The following is a 15802-nucleotide window of genomic DNA, read 5'->3' as shown; positions in this document are numbered from 1 at the left end:
CTCGACAAGAACGAGGAGTACATGAAGCTCGCCGTCATCGCCGGAGATGGAATCGGCCCCGAGGTCGTCGACCAAGCACTGCAGGTGCTCGACGTCGTCGTCCCCGGAGTCGAGAAGACCGAGTACGACCTCGGTGCACGCCGCTACAACGCGACCGGCGAGCTTCTTCCGGACTCCGTGCTGGACGAGATCCGAGGCCACGACGCAATCCTGTTGGGTGCCATCGGAGATCCGTCGGTCCCCAGCGGCGTGCTCGAGCGCGGACTGTTGCTTCGTGCACGGTTCGAGCTCGATCACCACATCAACCTGCGTCCGGCAAAGTTGTACCCCGGCGTGACCGGGCCGCTCGCGGGCAACAAGGACATCGACGTCGTCGTCGTCCGTGAAGGCACCGAGGGTCCCTACACCGGAAACGGCGGGGCGCTCCGGGTGAACACCCCGCACGAGGTGGCCACCGAGGTCAGCGTCAACACCCGCTACGGCGTCGAACGCGTCGTCCGTGACGGATTCGCGCGGGCCGTGGCACGCAGGAAGCACCTCACGCTGCTGCACAAGACCAACGTGCTGACGTTCGCCGGCAGCCTCTGGGCACGTACGGTCGAGGAAGTCTCCACGGAATTCCCGGACGTCGAGGTCGCCTACCAGCACATCGACGCTGCGATGATCCACCTGGTCACCGACCCGGGCCGGTTCGACGTCATCGTCACCGACAACCTCTTCGGTGACATCGTCACGGACCTCTCCGCTGCAGTCAGCGGCGGCATCGGCCTGGCCGCCAGCGGAAACATCGACGCGACGCGAACCAACCCGTCGATGTTCGAACCGGTCCACGGCAGCGCGCCCGACATCGCAGGACAGGGCAAAGCCGACCCGACCGCAGCCATCCTGTCGGTGTCCCTGCTGCTGGCACACCTCGGCGACACCGCAAATGCAGAGCGCGTCGAAGCCGCCGTCGCCGCCGACCTCGCCTCCCGAGGTTCGGCCGCAGCAAGCACCGCCGACATCGGAGCCAGAATCGCAGCAGCGCTGTAGCGGCTGTTACCCCCCCCGTCTTCGGAGCGAAAGTGCCGTTCGGTCAGTCTGACTGACCGAACGGCACTTTCGCTCCGAAAATGGGGGGCACGGCACGCTCGGTTCTAGGTGTCCGGCGATTGCTGGTCGTCGGGGATGACCGGAACGGCGAGGGCGGGGAATACCGAGGACACGGCGAACGCCAGGGGGAAGCTGATGGCCGCGAGTGCGCCGAATGCGGGCGGAACCATGGACGCGGCGATGAATTGTCCGGTGTTCTGAGCGCCGAGAGCGCGTCCGCTCCAGTACGGGCCGGAGACTTCGGCGACTGCCGTGAACGCCAGGCCGTTCGGCGCGACGGTGACGACCGACGCGATCACCATCACCGCGATGGACACCGGGGAGTCGAACCAATCGGTGACCGCTAGGACCACCATGGTCACCGTCGTGGACACGGCGACCCACCGGAGCGGTCGCATGCGGCTACCGAGCGTGTCCGACAGTGCGCCGACGCCGATGCGTCCGAAGGCGCCGAGAATCTGCGTCAGGGTGACGAGGATGCCCGCGGATGCGGCGGACCACCCTCGGTCCGACATCAACCACACCAGAGCGTAGGTCCACACGACGTACTGAGGGACGACGAGTAGAACCGACGTCGAGTGGATGCGCCACAGTTGGCTGCTGGTGCGGTACGGGTTGGCCAGCAGACCGGCTCGTTCCGCGGCTGCGCGGTCGGGCCGCGGTGGGTCGATGATGCCTACGCAGGCGATTGCCGTGACGGCGCAGATGATCGCGGGTACGAGGAGAGCAGCACCGACGCCGTGATCGCGTGCGATCGGTGGGATGAGCAGTGCACCGATGGCGACGCCCAGTGGAACGGACATCTGCCGGATTCCCATGGCCAGTCCGCGCCGTGCCGGCGGGAACCAACCGACGACGACGCGCCCCGAGGCGCTGTTGGCGCTCGCGGCAGCCATTCCACCCAGGAGCAGGCACAGACCGAGAACGACGACCGACGTCGTGAACACGGCGGCGAAGCTGGCCGCCGCGGTGAGGGCAAGCCCGATGGCGAGCACCAGCTTTTCGCCGATCCTGTCCACGAGAACACCCCAGGCGATGAGTGTCAGCATGATTCCGACCGTCGGCATGGCCACGACGAGTCCGGCTGCGGCGAGGCTCAACCCGCGATCTTCGTGGAGCGACGGGATGAGAAATGCTGCGCCGTTGATGAATACAGCACCGGAGGTCTGAGCGAGCATTCCAAGTGCGAGCATGACCCATTTGCGGGCACCGGCGGTGTGTGTCGTGTCTTCGGTAGTCGTCATTCGCGTAGCCGTCTCACTGTGGTAAATCCCATCATGTGGAATTTTTGTCTTGCATCGTGAACTCGAAAGACGATGCTACACCTGCTGTCCGGTCGGGATCGGACGGGCGTGCCGAGGGCTCGAAGGTGGGTCGATAGACTTTCGACATGCGTCTCGGTCGAATTGCAAGTCCTGATGGTGTGGCATTCGTGAGTATCGAAGGGGAAGGTGACCAGCAGACGGCGAAGGAAATCGCCGAACATCCTTTCGGCACACCGACCTTCACCGGTCGTTCGTGGCCCCTGGCCGATGTTCGTCTCCTGGCGCCGATTCTGGCGAGCAAGGTCATCGCCATCGGCAAGAACTACGCTGCCCACGCAGCCGAGATGGGTGGCCAGGCTCCGGAGTCTCCGGTCATCTTCATCAAGCCCAACACCTCCATCGTCGGGCCCGGCGCGCCGATCGTCCTGCCTCCGACATCCGACGAGGTGCACTACGAGGGCGAGCTCGCGGTGGTCATCGGTCGGCCGTGCAAGGACGTGCCGGCGGCGAAGGCTCTCGATGTGGTGCTCGGATACACCGTCGCGAACGACGTGTCGGCGCGCGATCACCAGCGCCAGGACGGTCAGTGGACGAGGGCCAAGGGCCACGACACGTTCTGCCCGCTCGGCCCGTGGATCGAGACGTCGCTCGACGCGTCGGACGTGGAGATCAAGACCGAGGTCGACGGCGAGGTGAAACAGCGCAGCCGGACGTCGCTGCTGCTGCACGACATTCCGAAGATCATCGAATGGGTCTCGGCAGTCATGACGTTGTTGCCGGGTGACGTGATCCTCACCGGCACTCCGGAGGGCGTCGGGCCGATCACGGCCGGCCAGTCCGTGTCGATCACGGTCGAGGGCATCGGAACTCTGACCAACCCCGTCGCAGCGAAGAACTAGAGAACCACACCACCGATCGAACGTGAGCGAGAACATGACCTCCACCGAAGTACGCGTCCGATTCTGCCCGTCGCCGACGGGCACGCCCCACGTCGGCCTGATTCGAACCGCGCTGTTCAACTGGGCGTACGCACGTCATCACGGTGGGAAGTTCGTCTTCCGGATCGAGGACACCGACGCGGCCCGCGATTCCGAGGAGTCCTACGCGGCAATCCTCGACGCACTGCGCTGGCTCGGTCTGAGCTGGGACGAGGGCCCCGAGGTGGGCGGTCCGTACGAGCCGTACCGTCAGTCGCAGCGCAGGGATCTGCATCTCGGCGTCGTGCAACAGTTGCTCGACGCCGGCGAGGCGTACGAGAGCTTCTCCACGCCCGAGGAAGTCGAGGCGCGGCACAAGGCGGCGGGCCGGGATCCGAAGCTGGGGTACGACAACTTCGACCGAGACCTCACCGCGGAGCAGAAGCAGGCTTTTCTCGACGAGGGGCGTAAACCTGTTGTGCGGCTTCGGATGCCGAGTCACGACCTGTCCTGGGTGGACCTCGTGCGCGGGGAAACCACCTTCAAGGCCGGTACCGTGCCTGACTTCGCGCTCACGCGCGGAAACGGAATCCCTTTGTACACCTTGGTCAATCCGGTCGACGACGCGTCGATGAAGATCACCCACGTGTTGCGCGGCGAGGATCTGCTGTCCTCGACGCCGCGTCAGCTGGCGTTGTACGAGGCGTTGGTCCGCATCGGGGTAGCGGAGAAGGCCCCCGAGTTCGGTCACCTACCGTTCGTGATGGGGCAGGGCAACAAGAAACTGTCCAAGCGCGATCCCGAGTCGAACCTGTTCATTCATCGCGACCGCGGATTCCTGCCCGAGGGCCTGCTCAACTACCTCGCCCTGCTCGGTTGGGGCATCTCCGACGACCACGACGTGTTCTCGCTGGACGAGATGGTGGCCGCGTTCGACATCTCGAAGGTCAATTCCAACCCGGCCCGATTCGACCAGAAGAAGGCCGACGCGATCAACGCCGAGCACATTCGGCTGTTGGAGCCTGCCGATTTCGCGGCGCGGCTCCGCGCTTTCCTCACCGAGCAGGGGCACCTGCCCGCCGAGATCGACGAGGCGCAGTTCGCCGTCGCGGCGGACCTCGTGCAGACCCGAATCGTCGTGTTGTCGGATGCGTGGGGATTGCTGAAGTTCCTCTACGTTTCCGACGCCGATTTCGACATCGACCCCGCGGCTGCCGCGAAGAACCTCGGCGCCGACGCCGGTCCGGTGCTCGATGCGACGATCGCAGCGTTGACGGCCCTGCCGGAATGGCGGACGGCCGACCTCGAGGAGTCGCTGAAATCTGCCCTCATCGACGGTCTGGAGCTGAAACCGCGCAAGGCGTTCGCTCCGGTGCGCGTCGCGCTGACCGGCTCGCACATCAGCCCTCCGCTGTACGAGTCGATGGAACTGCTCGGGCGCAAGAAAACTCTGGCCAGGCTCGCTGCAGCGCGGGCAACGGTCGGTTGACCGACATGTTCCGGTGAGCGTCACCGCGCGGATGGACCGGATGCAACGCAGACATCCGGTCCTGGGTTTCCCGCTTGCCGTGATCTACAAGTTCGTCGACGATCAGGGCGGCTACCTCGCTGCGTTGATCGCGTACTACGCGTTCGTGTCGCTGTTTCCGCTGTTGCTGCTCGCGTCGACGATTCTGGGAATCGTGCTGGCGGGCAATCCGGAGTTGCAGCAGCAGATCCTCGACTCCGCTCTCAGCCAGATTCCGATCATCGGACAGGACGTCGGTGAACCAGAACGGATCGGTGGCGGAACACTCGGCTTGGTGGTGGGTGTGCTCGGCTCGCTCTACGGCGGACTGGGGGTGGCCGTCGCGGTTCAGAACGCCATGAACACGGCCTGGGCCGTGCCGAAGAACCTTCGTCCCGATCCGATCTTCGCTCGAGTGCGTGGTCTGGCGCTATTGAGTACCGTCGGCGTTGCCGTACTGGCGATCACGGCAGTCAACGTCGCCAGTTCGGCAGGATACTTCGGCCGAATCAGCGGCGTCGTCGTGCTCGGGGCCGTGCTGGTGCTCAATGTCGGGGTGTTCGTCGTCGCATTCCGTCTGGCCACGGCGCGCTCGTTGTCACTGACCGACGTGCTGCCCGGTGCGATCGTCGCCGGGGTGATCTGGCAGCTGCTGCAGACGTTCGGCGGCGTCTACATCAAGTACGTCGTGTCGCGGGCGTCGGTCACCAACGGTGTGTTTGCAGTTGTCCTGGGTGTGCTCGCGTTCATGTACATCGCGGCGGTTCTCGTCGTCATCGCCGTCGAGATCAACGTGGTCAGAGTCGACAAGCTCTACCCCCGTGCACTTCTCACACCGTTCACCGACGACGTCCAGCTGACCGAGGGGGACAGGTTGACCTACACCGGGCAGGCAGAGGCGCAGCGAAGCAAGGGGTTCGAGGAGATCGAGGTGACGTTCGACGGCCCCCGGGGCAACGATCACGCGGGTGACGAGAAGTCCGGCTCCGCGTAGCATTCCCGGGTGGCGAGATCGAGAGGGAATCGAACCGGCGTGTCTCCGAACAGAAGTCTGGTTGCCGTGTCCGAGGCCGCCACGACGTGATCCGTCGCGCGCTCGGGGTGCCGTGTGTGCACGACCACCTCGTCATGTTGGAAGAACACCAATTCGCCCGACCCTGGGTCGTCCGCCAACCGACGGCGCAGATCGGCCAGCAGACACAGGGCCCACTCCGACGCGGTGGCCTGCACGACGAAATTGCGCGTGAATCGTCCTCGCGCGTGTGCGTCACCGTGGGCGTACCACTCCGGGGTCGGGGGAGGGCACGCGCGTCCGAGGTGCGAGTGCACGATTTCCCCGCGCTCACCCGCCCGGGCGGCGCGTTCCACGTACTCCACCGCGACGGGGAACCGCCTGCGCAGCATGGCGAGCAGCGACCGGGCTTCGCCGGCTGTCGCCCCGTACAGGACTCCGAGAACGGCTACCTTGGCCTTGGCGCGATCCCCGGCGAAAGCCGCAGCGGCGACCGGCGCGTACAGATCGTCCGCTCCCGCTGCGTCGATCATGTTCGGGTCTCCGGACAGCGCCGCGAGAATCCGGGGCTCCAATTGCCCGGCGTCGGCGATGACGAGTACGTGTCCAGGGTCGGCAACGACGCTACCGCGCAGCGGCTTGGGAATCTGGAGCGCTCCGCCGCCCCGGCTCGCCCAGCGCCCGGACACGACGCCACCCGGTACGTAGACCGGACGAAACCGGTTGTCGCGCACCCAGGTGTCCGCCCACGACCATCCGTTGGTGCTGAACAGTTTGGCCAGGTCTCGATGTCGCAGCAGGAGAGCAACCGCGGGATGGTCGACGGTCCGGAGCACATGGGCGCGCGTCGAGGTTACCTCGACACCTGCTCGCGCGAACGCGGCGAGGACCTCGGGCGGCGAGTTCGGGTTCACGCGTCGGCCGAACGCGTCGCTGATCTCGTCCTCCAGTGCGAGCATCTCGGCAGGTCTGTCGCCGTCGGCCGGCCGTGGACCGAGTGCTTGGCGGAGGTGGGCCTCGTGCATCGAGCTCGAGAACGGCAGTCCGGTGTAGGACATCTCGGCCGCGGCGAGTGCGCCCGCGGATTCGGCGGCCGTCAGCAGGCGTAGCCGACGTGAGTCTCCGATTCGAGATTCGTGGTCTCGATACCAGGCGACGACGGAATCGACGGTGGGATAACGGTATGCGTCGAACAGGGTCGACTCGTCGTCCGATACTGCGGCCTGGGGAACGTAGAGCTCGCCCTGCCGCATTCGAAACAGCGCCTCGGTGAGAGACAGATCGTGACACCGGTCGACGCGAACCCCTGCCCGCAGCAGCGTGGGATAGGTGCGGGCCGTACTCTCCCAGACCCATCGCGGATGTCGGTCGGTCTCGAGCCGAGCGATGGTGTCGACTGCGTCGACGAGTTCGGTGGGAGGTCCCGCCGGTGTCCCGTCGTCGGCGAGTTCGACGAGCACGGTCGAATTGCCCGTCGGGGCGACGACGACCCTCACCGGCTGTGGTTCGTTGTTCTCATCGAGTGAAAGTCTGCGCCAGCCGCCGGTCGGCGGCTCCATCGGGGTTGTCCGACGGGTTCACCCGGTGCTTGCGGACCGTTTGACCTGGCGATTTGGAGAAACACCGGTGTCCTTTGATAGTCTCTATCCCGGCTCGAAACGCGGTGCACACAGCAGCTGATGTGGATCACGGTGAAGGTCATTGGGGTATGGTGTAATTGGCAACACAGCGGTTTCTGGTACCGCCATTCTAGGTTCGAGTCCTGGTACCCCAGCAAGCGTTCGGAAGCGATTTGGTCGCCGAGCGCCTTCCGGTTAAGCTTGTCGAGCTTCTTCGGAAGAGCAAGAATATTTACCAGAAGTACAGTGCAAGTTCCTGGCCCCGTCGTCTAGCGGCCTAGGACGCCGCCCTCTCAAGGCGGTAGCGCGGGTTCGAATCCCGTCGGGGCTACGTAGAAAATGGGCTCCCATCGTTCGCGATGGGAGCCCATTTTCGTTTTCGGTCGATCTACACGCTCTTACGTCGGAACATCTTCTGATGATCGGCGGGTCCGTGAGCGTTGTTCACCTTGGACGTGCCGTCCTTGTGGTCGACGGACTGCGTCGCACGGTGGTTCTTCTTGTCGAGCGCTTCGCGGAATTTCTTCTTCAGATCGTCGTTGGTCGGTTCGGTCATGATCGCTCCTCACACAGGGTGAAGGCAACGTACCGCACCCGACGCTCGCGTTTCACTCGATTTTCGACAGGAACTCCGCCGTCGTACCACCCGGAGGCATCGCCGGGAGGCCGAGCTTGCGGTGGTCCCACGACCTGGTCCTGTCGGCGACGACCCGGACCGCGATGCGTTTGTTCATCATCTGGTCGACGAGGGGGCGGACCTCGTCGCTGTACGGGCCGGTGTAGCGCTCCCACACGCTGATTCCGACCTTGGCGACCGCGTCGGCGTCGTCGACGATCTCCGCCCGTCCCTCGATGGAGACTCCGCGCAACGCGTCGTAGGTCAAGCCGTCCTCGATCAGTACGGTGACCCGCGCATCTCGCCGTAGGTTGACGGCCTTCTGCGATTTCGCTTTGGTCTCGAACCATATTTCGCCGTCGACGAGGGCGTACCACATCGCGACGAGGTGAGGCGTTCCGTCGCGGCCGATGGTCGCAAGGTTCGCGATTCGGCTTCTGTCCAGAAATGTCGCGATCTCGTCGTCGGTCATCGTTATCTGTGCGCGCTGGTTGATTCCCACGCCGTCTTCTCTATCAGAGTCGGTGCCGCGCCCGCGGTGCTTCCGGGCAGGCGCGCGCTCAGAGTCTCTTGTGCAAGGCTTCGGCAGCGGCCAGGAGGTCGGCGGCCCACCGCACACCGGGGCGGCGTCCGATTCTGTCGATCGGTCCCGAAACCGACACTGCTGCAACGACATTGCCCGTCGCATCGCGAACGGGTGCGGCCACGCTGGCCACGCCGGGCTCGCGTTCCCCGGCGCTCTGGGCCCACCCGCGTCGCCGAACCTCGGCGAGGACTCGTTCACCGAACTCGGCGTCGGGAAGGATTGCTCGTTGGGTGTTCGTATCGGCCCACGCCAGTAGGACTTTGGCACCCGAGCCGGCCGTCATCGGAAGACGCGCACCGACGAGGACGGTGTCTCGAAGCCCGGTCGGGGGTTCCATCGACGCGACGCACACGCGAACCGTGCCCTCGCAGCGAAAGATCTGGACGCTTTCTCCGGTGATCTCGCGGAGCCGGGGCAGGACCGAGGCCGCGGCCTCGACCAGGGTGTCCGACGCGGTCGATGCGAGTTCGGCGAGGCCTGGGCCCGGCCGCCACAGTCCGTTGGAATCGCGCGCCAGCAACCGATGGATCTCGAGGCCGACAGCCAGACGGTGCGCTGTCGCTCTCGGAAGGCCGGTGCGGGTGCACAGATCGTTCAACGTGCACGGTTCCTCCGCGACTGCGTACAAGACACCCATTGCTTTGTCGAGAACGCCGATGCCGCTATGCTGTCCCATAGGTCGATACTAGCGTCTCGCATTATGAGATCACGATTCTGGGTCGCCTCGCGGATCCGTCCGTCGGGGATTCGGGTCGCCGCGCTACGTCTCGGCACCGTACACGCGACGTGGGCCAGCCCGTAGTCCACCGGCGCGACGCACACGAGGAATGGTTGGTGTTCTTATGGCCGGCACAGCACGCACCCTGGCGGAAAAGGTGTGGGATCAGCACGTAGTGGTTCGGGGCGGAGGCGAGGGTGCCTCGCGCGAGCCCGATCTGATCTTCATCGATCTCCACCTGATCCACGAAGTCACCAGCCCTCAGGCATTCGACGGTCTGCGGTTGGCCGACCGTCCACTGCGTCGGCCCGATCTGACGATCGCCACCGAGGACCACAATGTCCCCACGGCGGACATCTTCGCTCCGATCGCGGACGTCGTGTCGCGCACTCAGGTGGACACGCTGCGGCGGAACTGCGAGGAGTTCGGTGTTCGCCTGTACCCCATGGGCGACCTGGATCAGGGCATCGTCCACATCATCGGCCCCCAGTTGGGATTGACGCAGCCGGGAATGACGGTGGTGTGCGGAGACAGTCACACTTCCACGCACGGTGCGTTCGGATCCATCGCGATGGGAATCGGCACCAGCGAGGTCGAACACGTGATGGCGACGCAGACGCTGTCGCTTCGTCCGTTCAAGACGATGGCCATCACGGTCGACGGTGACCTGGCGCCCGGAGTGACGAGCAAGGACCTCATCCTCGCGGTCATCGCCAAGATCGGAACCGGTGGCGGCCAGGGGTACGTGCTCGAGTACCGCGGCGAAGCCATCAGGAAGTTGTCGATGGAGGCTCGAATGACCATCTGCAACATGTCGATCGAGGCGGGGGCGCGCGCCGGAATGATCGCCCCCGACGAGATCACCTACGAGTACATCAAGGGACGCCCCCATGCGCCGCAGGGCGAGGACTGGGATGCCGCGGTTGCAGCATGGGAAGAGTTGAAGACCGACCCCGACGCCGTGTTCGACAACGAAGTGCACATCGACGCCTCGACGCTCACGCCGTTCGTCACGTGGGGAACCAACCCCGGTCAGGGTGCCCCTCTCGGCGAGCGGGTGCCCGATCCCGCCGACATCGTCGACGAGAGCGAGAAGGTCGCTGCCGAGAAAGCCTTGCAGTACATGGGACTCGAGGCGGGTACGCCGTTGCGTGAGGTAGCGGTGGATACGGTGTTCGTCGGCTCGTGCACCAACGGGCGTATCGAGGACCTGCGCGCCGTGGCCGAGGTTCTGGAAGGCCGGAAGGTCGCCGACAGTGTTCGGATGCTGATCGTCCCCGGGTCGATGCGCGTTCGTGCGCAGGCCGAGAAAGAGGGACTGGGCGACATTTTCACGGCAGCGGGAGCGGAGTGGCGTCAGGCCGGGTGCTCGATGTGTCTGGGAATGAACCCGGATCAGCTTGCTGTGGGGGAGCGGTCGGCATCGACCTCGAACCGAAACTTCGAAGGCCGTCAGGGCAAGGGAAGCCGGACGCACCTCGTCTCACCGTTGGTGGCCGCTGCCACCGCGGTGCGCGGAACTCTGTCGTCGCCCGCCGATCTCGTGGACGCGCCCAGCAGCCCCTAGCTCCGGAGCCTGAACCGGCGTCGCCCGATCAAGTCTTTCCGAAATCTGTACTTCTTAGGAGATTTTTCGATGGAACCCTTCACCCGCCACAAAGGAATCGGCGTCCCGCTGCGTCGCTCGAACGTGGACACGGATCAGATCATTCCTGCCGTGTACCTGAAACGTGTGACTCGCACCGGGTTCGAGGACGGTCTGTTCTCGGCATGGCGCAACGATCCGGACTTCGTGCTCAACGTCGCCCCGTACGACAAGGGCTCGGTCCTGGTTGCCGGACCCGACTTCGGAACGGGGTCGTCCCGCGAGCACGCGGTGTGGGCGCTATCGGACTTCGGATTTCGGGTCGTGATCGCGTCGCGGTTCGCCGATATCTTCCGCGGCAACGCGGGCAAGGCCGGTCTGCTCGCCGCCGAAGTCGACCAAAGTGACGTCGAATTGATCTGGAAAGCACTCGAAGAGCAGCCGGGATTGGAAATTCTCGTCGACCTGGAATCGAAGACGGTGACCGCTGGAACCTTGGTGGTGCGCTTCGCCATTGACGACTACACGAGATGGCGTCTGCTCGAGGGTCTCGACGACATCGGATTGACATTACGCCAGGTAGAGGCCATTGCCGAGTATGAAAAGTCAAGGCCTTCATGGAAACCGACAACCCTCCCGGCGCGCATCGAGGAGCCGTCCGAGGGGTAGCGAAAACGGCCTTCGACACGCATTGAGCCCGTGAATCTTTCCGCCACGCCGGATGAGAATTGGCGTGGCTCATAGACTCTTGACGCCTTGGGGTTTACCGTTGTAGTAGTCGGTCCGACGATGGGCCACAATATTGCGGAGGAAATCCATGAACAAGGCAGAGCTGATTGACGCCCTGACCGAGAAGTTGGGGTCTGACAGGAGGAGCGCCACAGAGGCTGTCGAGAACATCGTCGACACCATCGTGCGCGCGGTTCACCGTGGCGAGAGCGTGACCATCACCGGATTCGGTGTGTTCGAACAGCGGCGTCGCGCAGCCCGCGTGGCTCGTAACCCCCGTACCGGCGAGACCGTCCGCGTGAAGCCGACGAACGTCCCGGCATTCCGCCCGGGTGCTCAGTTCAAGGCAGTCATCGCCGGTGGACAGAAGCTCCCCGCCACCGGACCTGCCGTCAAGCGCGGCTCGGCGTCCGCGCCCGCCAAGAAGACTGCGGCAGCAAAGAAGACCGCAGCCAAGAAGGCGGCCGTCAAGACCACCGCTCGTAAGACGACCGCCGCCGCCAAGAAGGCAGCTCCGGCCAAGACGACTGCGCGCAAGGCAGCAGCTCCCGCCAAGAAGGCAGCTCCGGCGAAGACGACTGCTCGCAAGACCACTGCTGCGGCCAAGAAGGCTCCGGCCAAGACCGCAGCGAAGAAGACCACCACTGCGGCAGCAGCCAAGAAGGCTCCGGCCAAGACTGCAGCGAAGAAGACCACCGCTGCAGCAGCCAAGAAGGCTCCGGCCAAGACTGCAGCAAAGAAGACCGCGGCCAAGAAGGCTCCGGCAAAGCGCACCGCACGCAAGTAATCTCGCACAGCAGAGATCTCGCACAGCAGAGATCTCGCACAGCAGTACTCTCGCGGATCGGTAAGGGCCCCGGACGTACGACACGTCCGGGGCCCTCGTCGTGCGCTCTGTCGACCGTCGGCGAACATCAACCGTCGGCGAACATCAACTGTCGGCGAACATCAACCGTCCGCGGGAATGACCGGCAGCGGACTCGCAAGGTGATCCGCGGCGATCATCGTGCCGTCGTGGAACGACAGAACCCACACACTGCCCTTGCGATTACGGTTGGGCGGTAGTGCGACACCGTCCCTGTCCGCCCACCACTGCAGCAGATCCGGGATGACTTTCCCTTGGCTGCAGATGGTGCGGACGCCGCCGAGAGCGGAGATGGCGACCGCGCGGCGACGAGCATCGTGCAACTCGGCCCAGTAGCCCTCCTCGGACAGCAGCGGTTCGAGGGTTATCTGCTCTCCCTTCTCGTCCGCCGAGGCTTGAATCGTCGATACACAGCGCCGACGATTCGCCGCGTGGAACTTGTCGGCCCCGAACGCGGACAACAACGGCACGAGCGCCGCAGCCTGTGTCTCTCCGACGGCATCGAGCGGGCGAAGTGCATCGTCTCCTCGATATCGTGATCGTCGACCGGCCTTGGCATGACGAACCAGCAGCACGGTGTCGGTGTCCGCCGGCTGCTTGAGGAAACGACGAAGGATCTTGTGATCCATCGGATACGACAACTGGTCCGCCGCGTCGGACGGGGTGACCCAGCGAAGTTCGTCGACCTCGGAGTTCGGTTCGAACTCGCCTCCGATGGCCTCGGCCGCCCAGTAGTCCACCTTCTTCAACTTGCGGTGACCGGGAATCGGGTAGGTGACCTTCGAGAGGTAGCGACCGAGGCGTACGTCGAATCCGGTCTCCTCCGCCACTTCTCGCACCGCCGCGCCGACCGTCGTCTCACCCGGGTCGAGCTTGCCCTTGGGGAACGACCAGTCGTCGTACTTGGGACGGTGGACCAGTGCGACGGAGATCTCGCCGGCGCGGTTGGGTGTGTGACGCCACAGAACCGCGCCCGCAGCGAAGATGTTGGCGCGCAACGAGTTGTCGGAACCCGACATCAGGAGCCTTGATTCCGCCGGCGTCGCATGGATTCCACCTGGTGCTCGCGGACGGTCTCGCCCTGTGCCGGTGACGCTGCCCATCCGCCGTCGGGGCGGAGGATCCAGCATCGTGTCGTCGGGTCGAGAGCGGATTCGAAGATCTCGTTCAGCTGAGCGGTGAGGCGTGGATCCTTCACCTGAGCCATCACTTCCACCCGTCGATCGAGATTGCGGTGCATCATGTCCGCACTGCCGATCCAGAATTCGTCGGAACCCCGGAAATGCAGGACACGCGAGTGTTCGAGGAATCGACCGAGAATGGAACGGACTTCGATGTTCTCGCTGAGCCCCGGTACTCCCGGCTTCAACGCGCAGATCCCTCGGACGACGACGTGCACGGGGACACCGGCCGCCGATGCTCGATACAACGCGTCGATCACCTGCTCGTCGACCAAGGCGTTGGCCTTCAGCCTGATTCCGGAGTCACGTCCGTTGCGGTGGTGCTCCACCTCCGCTTCGATTCGCTCGATGATTCCACGGCGAACCCCGTACGGTGCGACGAGAAGGTTGCGGTAACTGGTCTTCCGTGAGTAGCCGGTCAACGAATTGAACAGATCCGTCAGGTCGGCGCCGATCTCCGGGGAGGAGGTCAACAAGCCGACGTCCTCGTAGATCCGGGCAGTCTTCGGATTGTAGTTTCCGGTTCCGATGTGGCAGTAGCGACGAATGACCGAGCCTTCGCGCCGCACCACGAGGCACGTCTTGCAGTGTGTCTTCAGGCCGACGAGACCGTAGACGACATGGACGCCCGCTTTCTCGAGCTTGCGTGCCCATTCGATGTTCGCCTGCTCGTCGAATCGGGCCTTGATCTCCACCAGCGCGACGACCTGCTTGCCCGCACCCGCGGCGTCGACCAGAGCGTTGACGATCGGTGAATCACCGGACGTGCGATACAGAGTCTGCTTGATCGCCAGGACCTGAGGGTCGGCCGCGGCCTGCTCGATGAAGCGCTGAACGCTCGTGGAGAACGAATCGTACGGGTGATGCACCAGCACGTCGCCGTCGCGCAGCGTGGAGAACACGCTCTTCGGAGTCTCGCGCTCGCCGAAGGCGGGGTGCGTCGCCGGAACGAACGGTGCGTCCTTCAGGTTGGGCCGATCCACGCCGTACACCTGCCACAGGCAGGACAGGTCGAGCAGGCCCGGCACCTGAATCACGTCGCCGGGGTCGACGTCGAGTTCACGCAGCAGGAGTTCGAGCATGTGCTCGGTCATGTCGTCGGCGATCTCGAGGCGCACCGGTGAGCCGAACCGACGACGAGCCAGCTCGCGTTCCAATGCTTGGAGCAGATCCTCGTCGCGATCTTCCTCGACCTCGAAATCCGCGTTGCGCGTGATGCGGAACGCGTGACTCTCCACCACGTCCATGCCCGGGAAGAGAACGTCGAGGTGAGCGGAGATGACCTCTTCCATGGACAGGAAGGCGTCCACGCTCTGGCCGCCGTCACCGCGTCGGACGCGAACGAAGCGGTCCACGTTGTCGGGGACCTTGACGCGCGCGAAGTGTTCACCCGACGTTGCGTAATCCTTCACCGTGACAGCCAGATTGAGACTCAGCCCGCTGATGTAGGGGAACGGGTGCGCCGGGTCGACGGCCAGCGGTGTGAGGACGGGGAAGACCTGCTCGTGGAAGTATGTGGACAGGCGTTCACGCTCGTCCGCGTCGAGGTCGGACCAGCGGATGATCTCGATCCCCACCGATGTGAGCTCCGGCAGGATCGAATCGAGAAGGACACGCGCGTGTCGGCGCGCCAACTCCTGAGTGCGTTCGCCGATGAGAGCCAGTTGCTCGCGAGGAGTGAGGCCGTCGGCGGAACGGACGGACAAGCCCGTCTCGTCGCGACGCTTGAGCCCCGCAACACGAACCATGTAGAACTCGTCCAGATTCGATGCGAAGATCGCCAGGAACTTCGCGCGTTCCAGCAACGGGAGCGACGAATCCTCGGCGAGAGCGAGAACACGCGAATTGAAGTCCAGCCAACTCAATTCGCGGTTCAGGTAACGGTTCTCGGGAAGCGAATCCTTGGCGTTCGGGGCATGCGGCTCGGTGGCTGCGGGCAACGCCGCCGGGCTGCCCGAGGGCGAGGTCGCCGGCGGTGGAACCACCGGGCGCTCCTCGGTACCGGATGGTTGCCCTGACGGGGAGGCTGCGTCGGTCTCGGTTTCGCTGTTGCTCACGGCTCGATCATCCCCTATTGCGGTGTCGGGTGAAACTCGGATCGGCGAATCTC

Annotated in this window: 14 protein-coding genes and 2 tRNA genes; 9 read left to right on the top strand and 7 right to left on the bottom strand. The window is 64.6% G+C overall.

Annotation, left to right across the window (positions count from 1 at the left end; genetic code table 11):
• Nucleotides 1-21 precede the first annotated feature (21 nt).
• On the top strand, nucleotides 22-1032 hold the full coding sequence (locus tag H292_RS0102695) for a 3-isopropylmalate dehydrogenase (RefSeq protein WP_020110337.1): 1011 nt from the start codon (nucleotides 22-24) through the stop codon (nucleotides 1030-1032).
• 104 nt (nucleotides 1033-1136) lie between these two features.
• Here H292_RS0102695 and H292_RS0102690 read toward each other — a convergent pair whose 3' ends face one another.
• On the bottom strand, nucleotides 1137-2336 hold the full coding sequence (locus H292_RS0102690; RefSeq protein ID WP_019664308.1) for an MFS transporter: 1200 nt from the start codon (nucleotides 2334-2336) through the stop codon (nucleotides 1137-1139).
• 146 nt (nucleotides 2337-2482) lie between these two features.
• On the opposite strand from H292_RS0102690, the gene H292_RS0102685 reads away from it, so the two are divergent.
• Genes H292_RS0102685 through H292_RS0102675 form a run of 3 tightly spaced genes read left to right on the top strand, consistent with a single transcriptional unit; the run spans nucleotide 2483 to nucleotide 5775 of the window.
• Nucleotides 2483-3256, top strand: coding sequence for a fumarylacetoacetate hydrolase family protein (locus H292_RS0102685; protein WP_026347653.1), 774 nt, complete (start codon nucleotides 2483-2485; stop codon nucleotides 3254-3256).
• 34 nt (nucleotides 3257-3290) lie between these two features.
• Entirely contained in the window at nucleotides 3291-4763 is a 1473-nt protein-coding gene (gene gltX, locus H292_RS0102680; RefSeq protein WP_027498570.1) for a glutamate--tRNA ligase, read from the top strand.
• 31 nt (nucleotides 4764-4794) lie between these two features.
• On the top strand, nucleotides 4795-5775 hold the full coding sequence (locus H292_RS0102675; protein WP_019664305.1) for a YihY/virulence factor BrkB family protein: 981 nt from the start codon (nucleotides 4795-4797) through the stop codon (nucleotides 5773-5775).
• Here the strand turns inward: H292_RS0102675 and H292_RS0102670 are convergent.
• A complete protein-coding gene (locus H292_RS0102670) occupies nucleotides 5742-7289 on the bottom strand; it encodes a bifunctional 3'-5' exonuclease/DNA polymerase (protein ID WP_026347651.1) in 1548 nt (515 codons plus the stop codon). The two genes, H292_RS0102675 and H292_RS0102670, sit on opposite strands and share 34 nt — an antisense overlap.
• Before the next feature lie 206 nt (nucleotides 7290-7495).
• On the opposite strand from H292_RS0102670, the gene H292_RS0102665 reads away from it, so the two are divergent.
• Nucleotides 7496-7567 (top strand) — tRNA-Gln (locus H292_RS0102665).
• Between the two features lie 103 nt (nucleotides 7568-7670).
• Nucleotides 7671-7743: transfer RNA gene (locus H292_RS0102660), tRNA-Glu, on the top strand.
• A 57-nt stretch (nucleotides 7744-7800) separates the two neighbouring features.
• On the opposite strand, the gene H292_RS28325 is transcribed toward H292_RS0102660, so the two are convergent.
• Genes H292_RS28325 through H292_RS0102645 form a run of 3 tightly spaced genes read right to left on the bottom strand, consistent with a single transcriptional unit; the run spans nucleotide 7801 to nucleotide 9290 of the window.
• Nucleotides 7801-7968 carry a DUF5302 domain-containing protein gene (locus tag H292_RS28325; RefSeq protein WP_020110335.1) on the bottom strand — a complete coding sequence of 56 codons (168 nt, stop codon included), beginning with the start codon at nucleotides 7966-7968 and terminating at the stop codon, nucleotides 7801-7803.
• Nucleotides 7969-8020: 52 nt separating this feature from the next.
• The gene (locus tag H292_RS0102650) at nucleotides 8021-8530 is read right to left on the bottom strand and encodes a pyridoxamine 5'-phosphate oxidase family protein (RefSeq protein ID WP_019664302.1); all 510 of its coding nucleotides are present in this window, start codon (nucleotides 8528-8530) and stop codon (nucleotides 8021-8023) included.
• Nucleotides 8531-8588: 58 nt separating this feature from the next.
• Nucleotides 8589-9290 (bottom strand): IclR family transcriptional regulator, encoded by a 702-nt coding sequence (locus tag H292_RS0102645; protein ID WP_019664301.1) that lies wholly within the window; start codon nucleotides 9288-9290, stop codon nucleotides 8589-8591.
• A 166-nt stretch (nucleotides 9291-9456) separates the two neighbouring features.
• Between H292_RS0102645 and leuC the strand changes: the two genes are divergently transcribed.
• The 3 genes from leuC to H292_RS0102630 all read left to right on the top strand — a co-directional run bounded on the left by leuC (nucleotide 9457) and on the right by H292_RS0102630 (nucleotide 12433).
• Complete coding sequence (leuC, locus tag H292_RS0102640; protein ID WP_020110334.1) at nucleotides 9457-10899, top strand: 3-isopropylmalate dehydratase large subunit; 1443 nt, start codon at nucleotides 9457-9459, stop codon at nucleotides 10897-10899.
• Between the two features lie 69 nt (nucleotides 10900-10968).
• Nucleotides 10969-11586, top strand: coding sequence for a 3-isopropylmalate dehydratase small subunit (leuD, locus tag H292_RS0102635; protein WP_019664299.1), 618 nt, complete (start codon nucleotides 10969-10971; stop codon nucleotides 11584-11586).
• Nucleotides 11587-11734: 148 nt separating this feature from the next.
• Nucleotides 11735-12433 carry an HU family DNA-binding protein gene (locus H292_RS0102630; RefSeq protein ID WP_019664298.1) on the top strand — a complete coding sequence of 233 codons (699 nt, stop codon included), beginning with the start codon at nucleotides 11735-11737 and terminating at the stop codon, nucleotides 12431-12433.
• A 161-nt stretch (nucleotides 12434-12594) separates the two neighbouring features.
• On the opposite strand, the gene H292_RS0102625 is transcribed toward H292_RS0102630, so the two are convergent.
• On the bottom strand, nucleotides 12595-13530 hold the full coding sequence (locus tag H292_RS0102625; protein WP_020110333.1) for an NUDIX hydrolase: 936 nt from the start codon (nucleotides 13528-13530) through the stop codon (nucleotides 12595-12597).
• Nucleotides 13530-15677, bottom strand: a complete 2148-nt coding sequence (locus H292_RS0102620; RefSeq protein ID WP_371828049.1) for an RNA degradosome polyphosphate kinase — start codon at nucleotides 15675-15677, stop codon at nucleotides 13530-13532. The genes H292_RS0102625 and H292_RS0102620 overlap by 1 nt, the downstream gene beginning before the upstream one ends.
• Nucleotides 15678-15802 lie beyond the last annotated feature (125 nt).

The organism is Rhodococcus sp. 114MFTsu3.1, assembly GCF_000383555.1.
GTDB classification, from domain to species: domain Bacteria; phylum Actinomycetota; class Actinomycetes; order Mycobacteriales; family Mycobacteriaceae; genus Rhodococcoides; species Rhodococcoides fascians_E.
Note: the sequence above shows the minus strand (reverse complement) of the source record. Positions and strands in the feature narration are given on the sequence as shown.

Excerpts from the sequence above, each read along its gene's own strand:
- H292_RS0102695 (WP_020110337.1), top strand. The coding sequence starts at position 22 with ATGAAGCTCGCCGTCATCGCCGGAGATGGAATCGGCCCCGAGGTCGTC.
- H292_RS0102690 (WP_019664308.1), bottom strand. The coding sequence starts at position 2,336 with ATGACGACTACCGAAGACACGACACACACCGCCGGTGCCCGCAAATGG.
- H292_RS0102685 (WP_026347653.1), top strand. The coding sequence starts at position 2,483 with ATGCGTCTCGGTCGAATTGCAAGTCCTGATGGTGTGGCATTCGTGAGT.
- gltX (WP_027498570.1), top strand. The coding sequence starts at position 3,291 with ATGACCTCCACCGAAGTACGCGTCCGATTCTGCCCGTCGCCGACGGGC.
- H292_RS0102675 (WP_019664305.1), top strand. The coding sequence starts at position 4,795 with ATGGACCGGATGCAACGCAGACATCCGGTCCTGGGTTTCCCGCTTGCC.
- H292_RS28325 (WP_020110335.1), bottom strand. The coding sequence starts at position 7,968 with ATGACCGAACCGACCAACGACGATCTGAAGAAGAAATTCCGCGAAGCG.
- H292_RS0102645 (WP_019664301.1), bottom strand. The coding sequence starts at position 9,290 with ATGGGACAGCATAGCGGCATCGGCGTTCTCGACAAAGCAATGGGTGTC.
- leuC (WP_020110334.1), top strand. The coding sequence starts at position 9,457 with ATGGCCGGCACAGCACGCACCCTGGCGGAAAAGGTGTGGGATCAGCAC.
- leuD (WP_019664299.1), top strand. The coding sequence starts at position 10,969 with ATGGAACCCTTCACCCGCCACAAAGGAATCGGCGTCCCGCTGCGTCGC.
- H292_RS0102630 (WP_019664298.1), top strand. The coding sequence starts at position 11,735 with ATGAACAAGGCAGAGCTGATTGACGCCCTGACCGAGAAGTTGGGGTCT.
- H292_RS0102625 (WP_020110333.1), bottom strand. The coding sequence starts at position 13,530 with ATGTCGGGTTCCGACAACTCGTTGCGCGCCAACATCTTCGCTGCGGGC.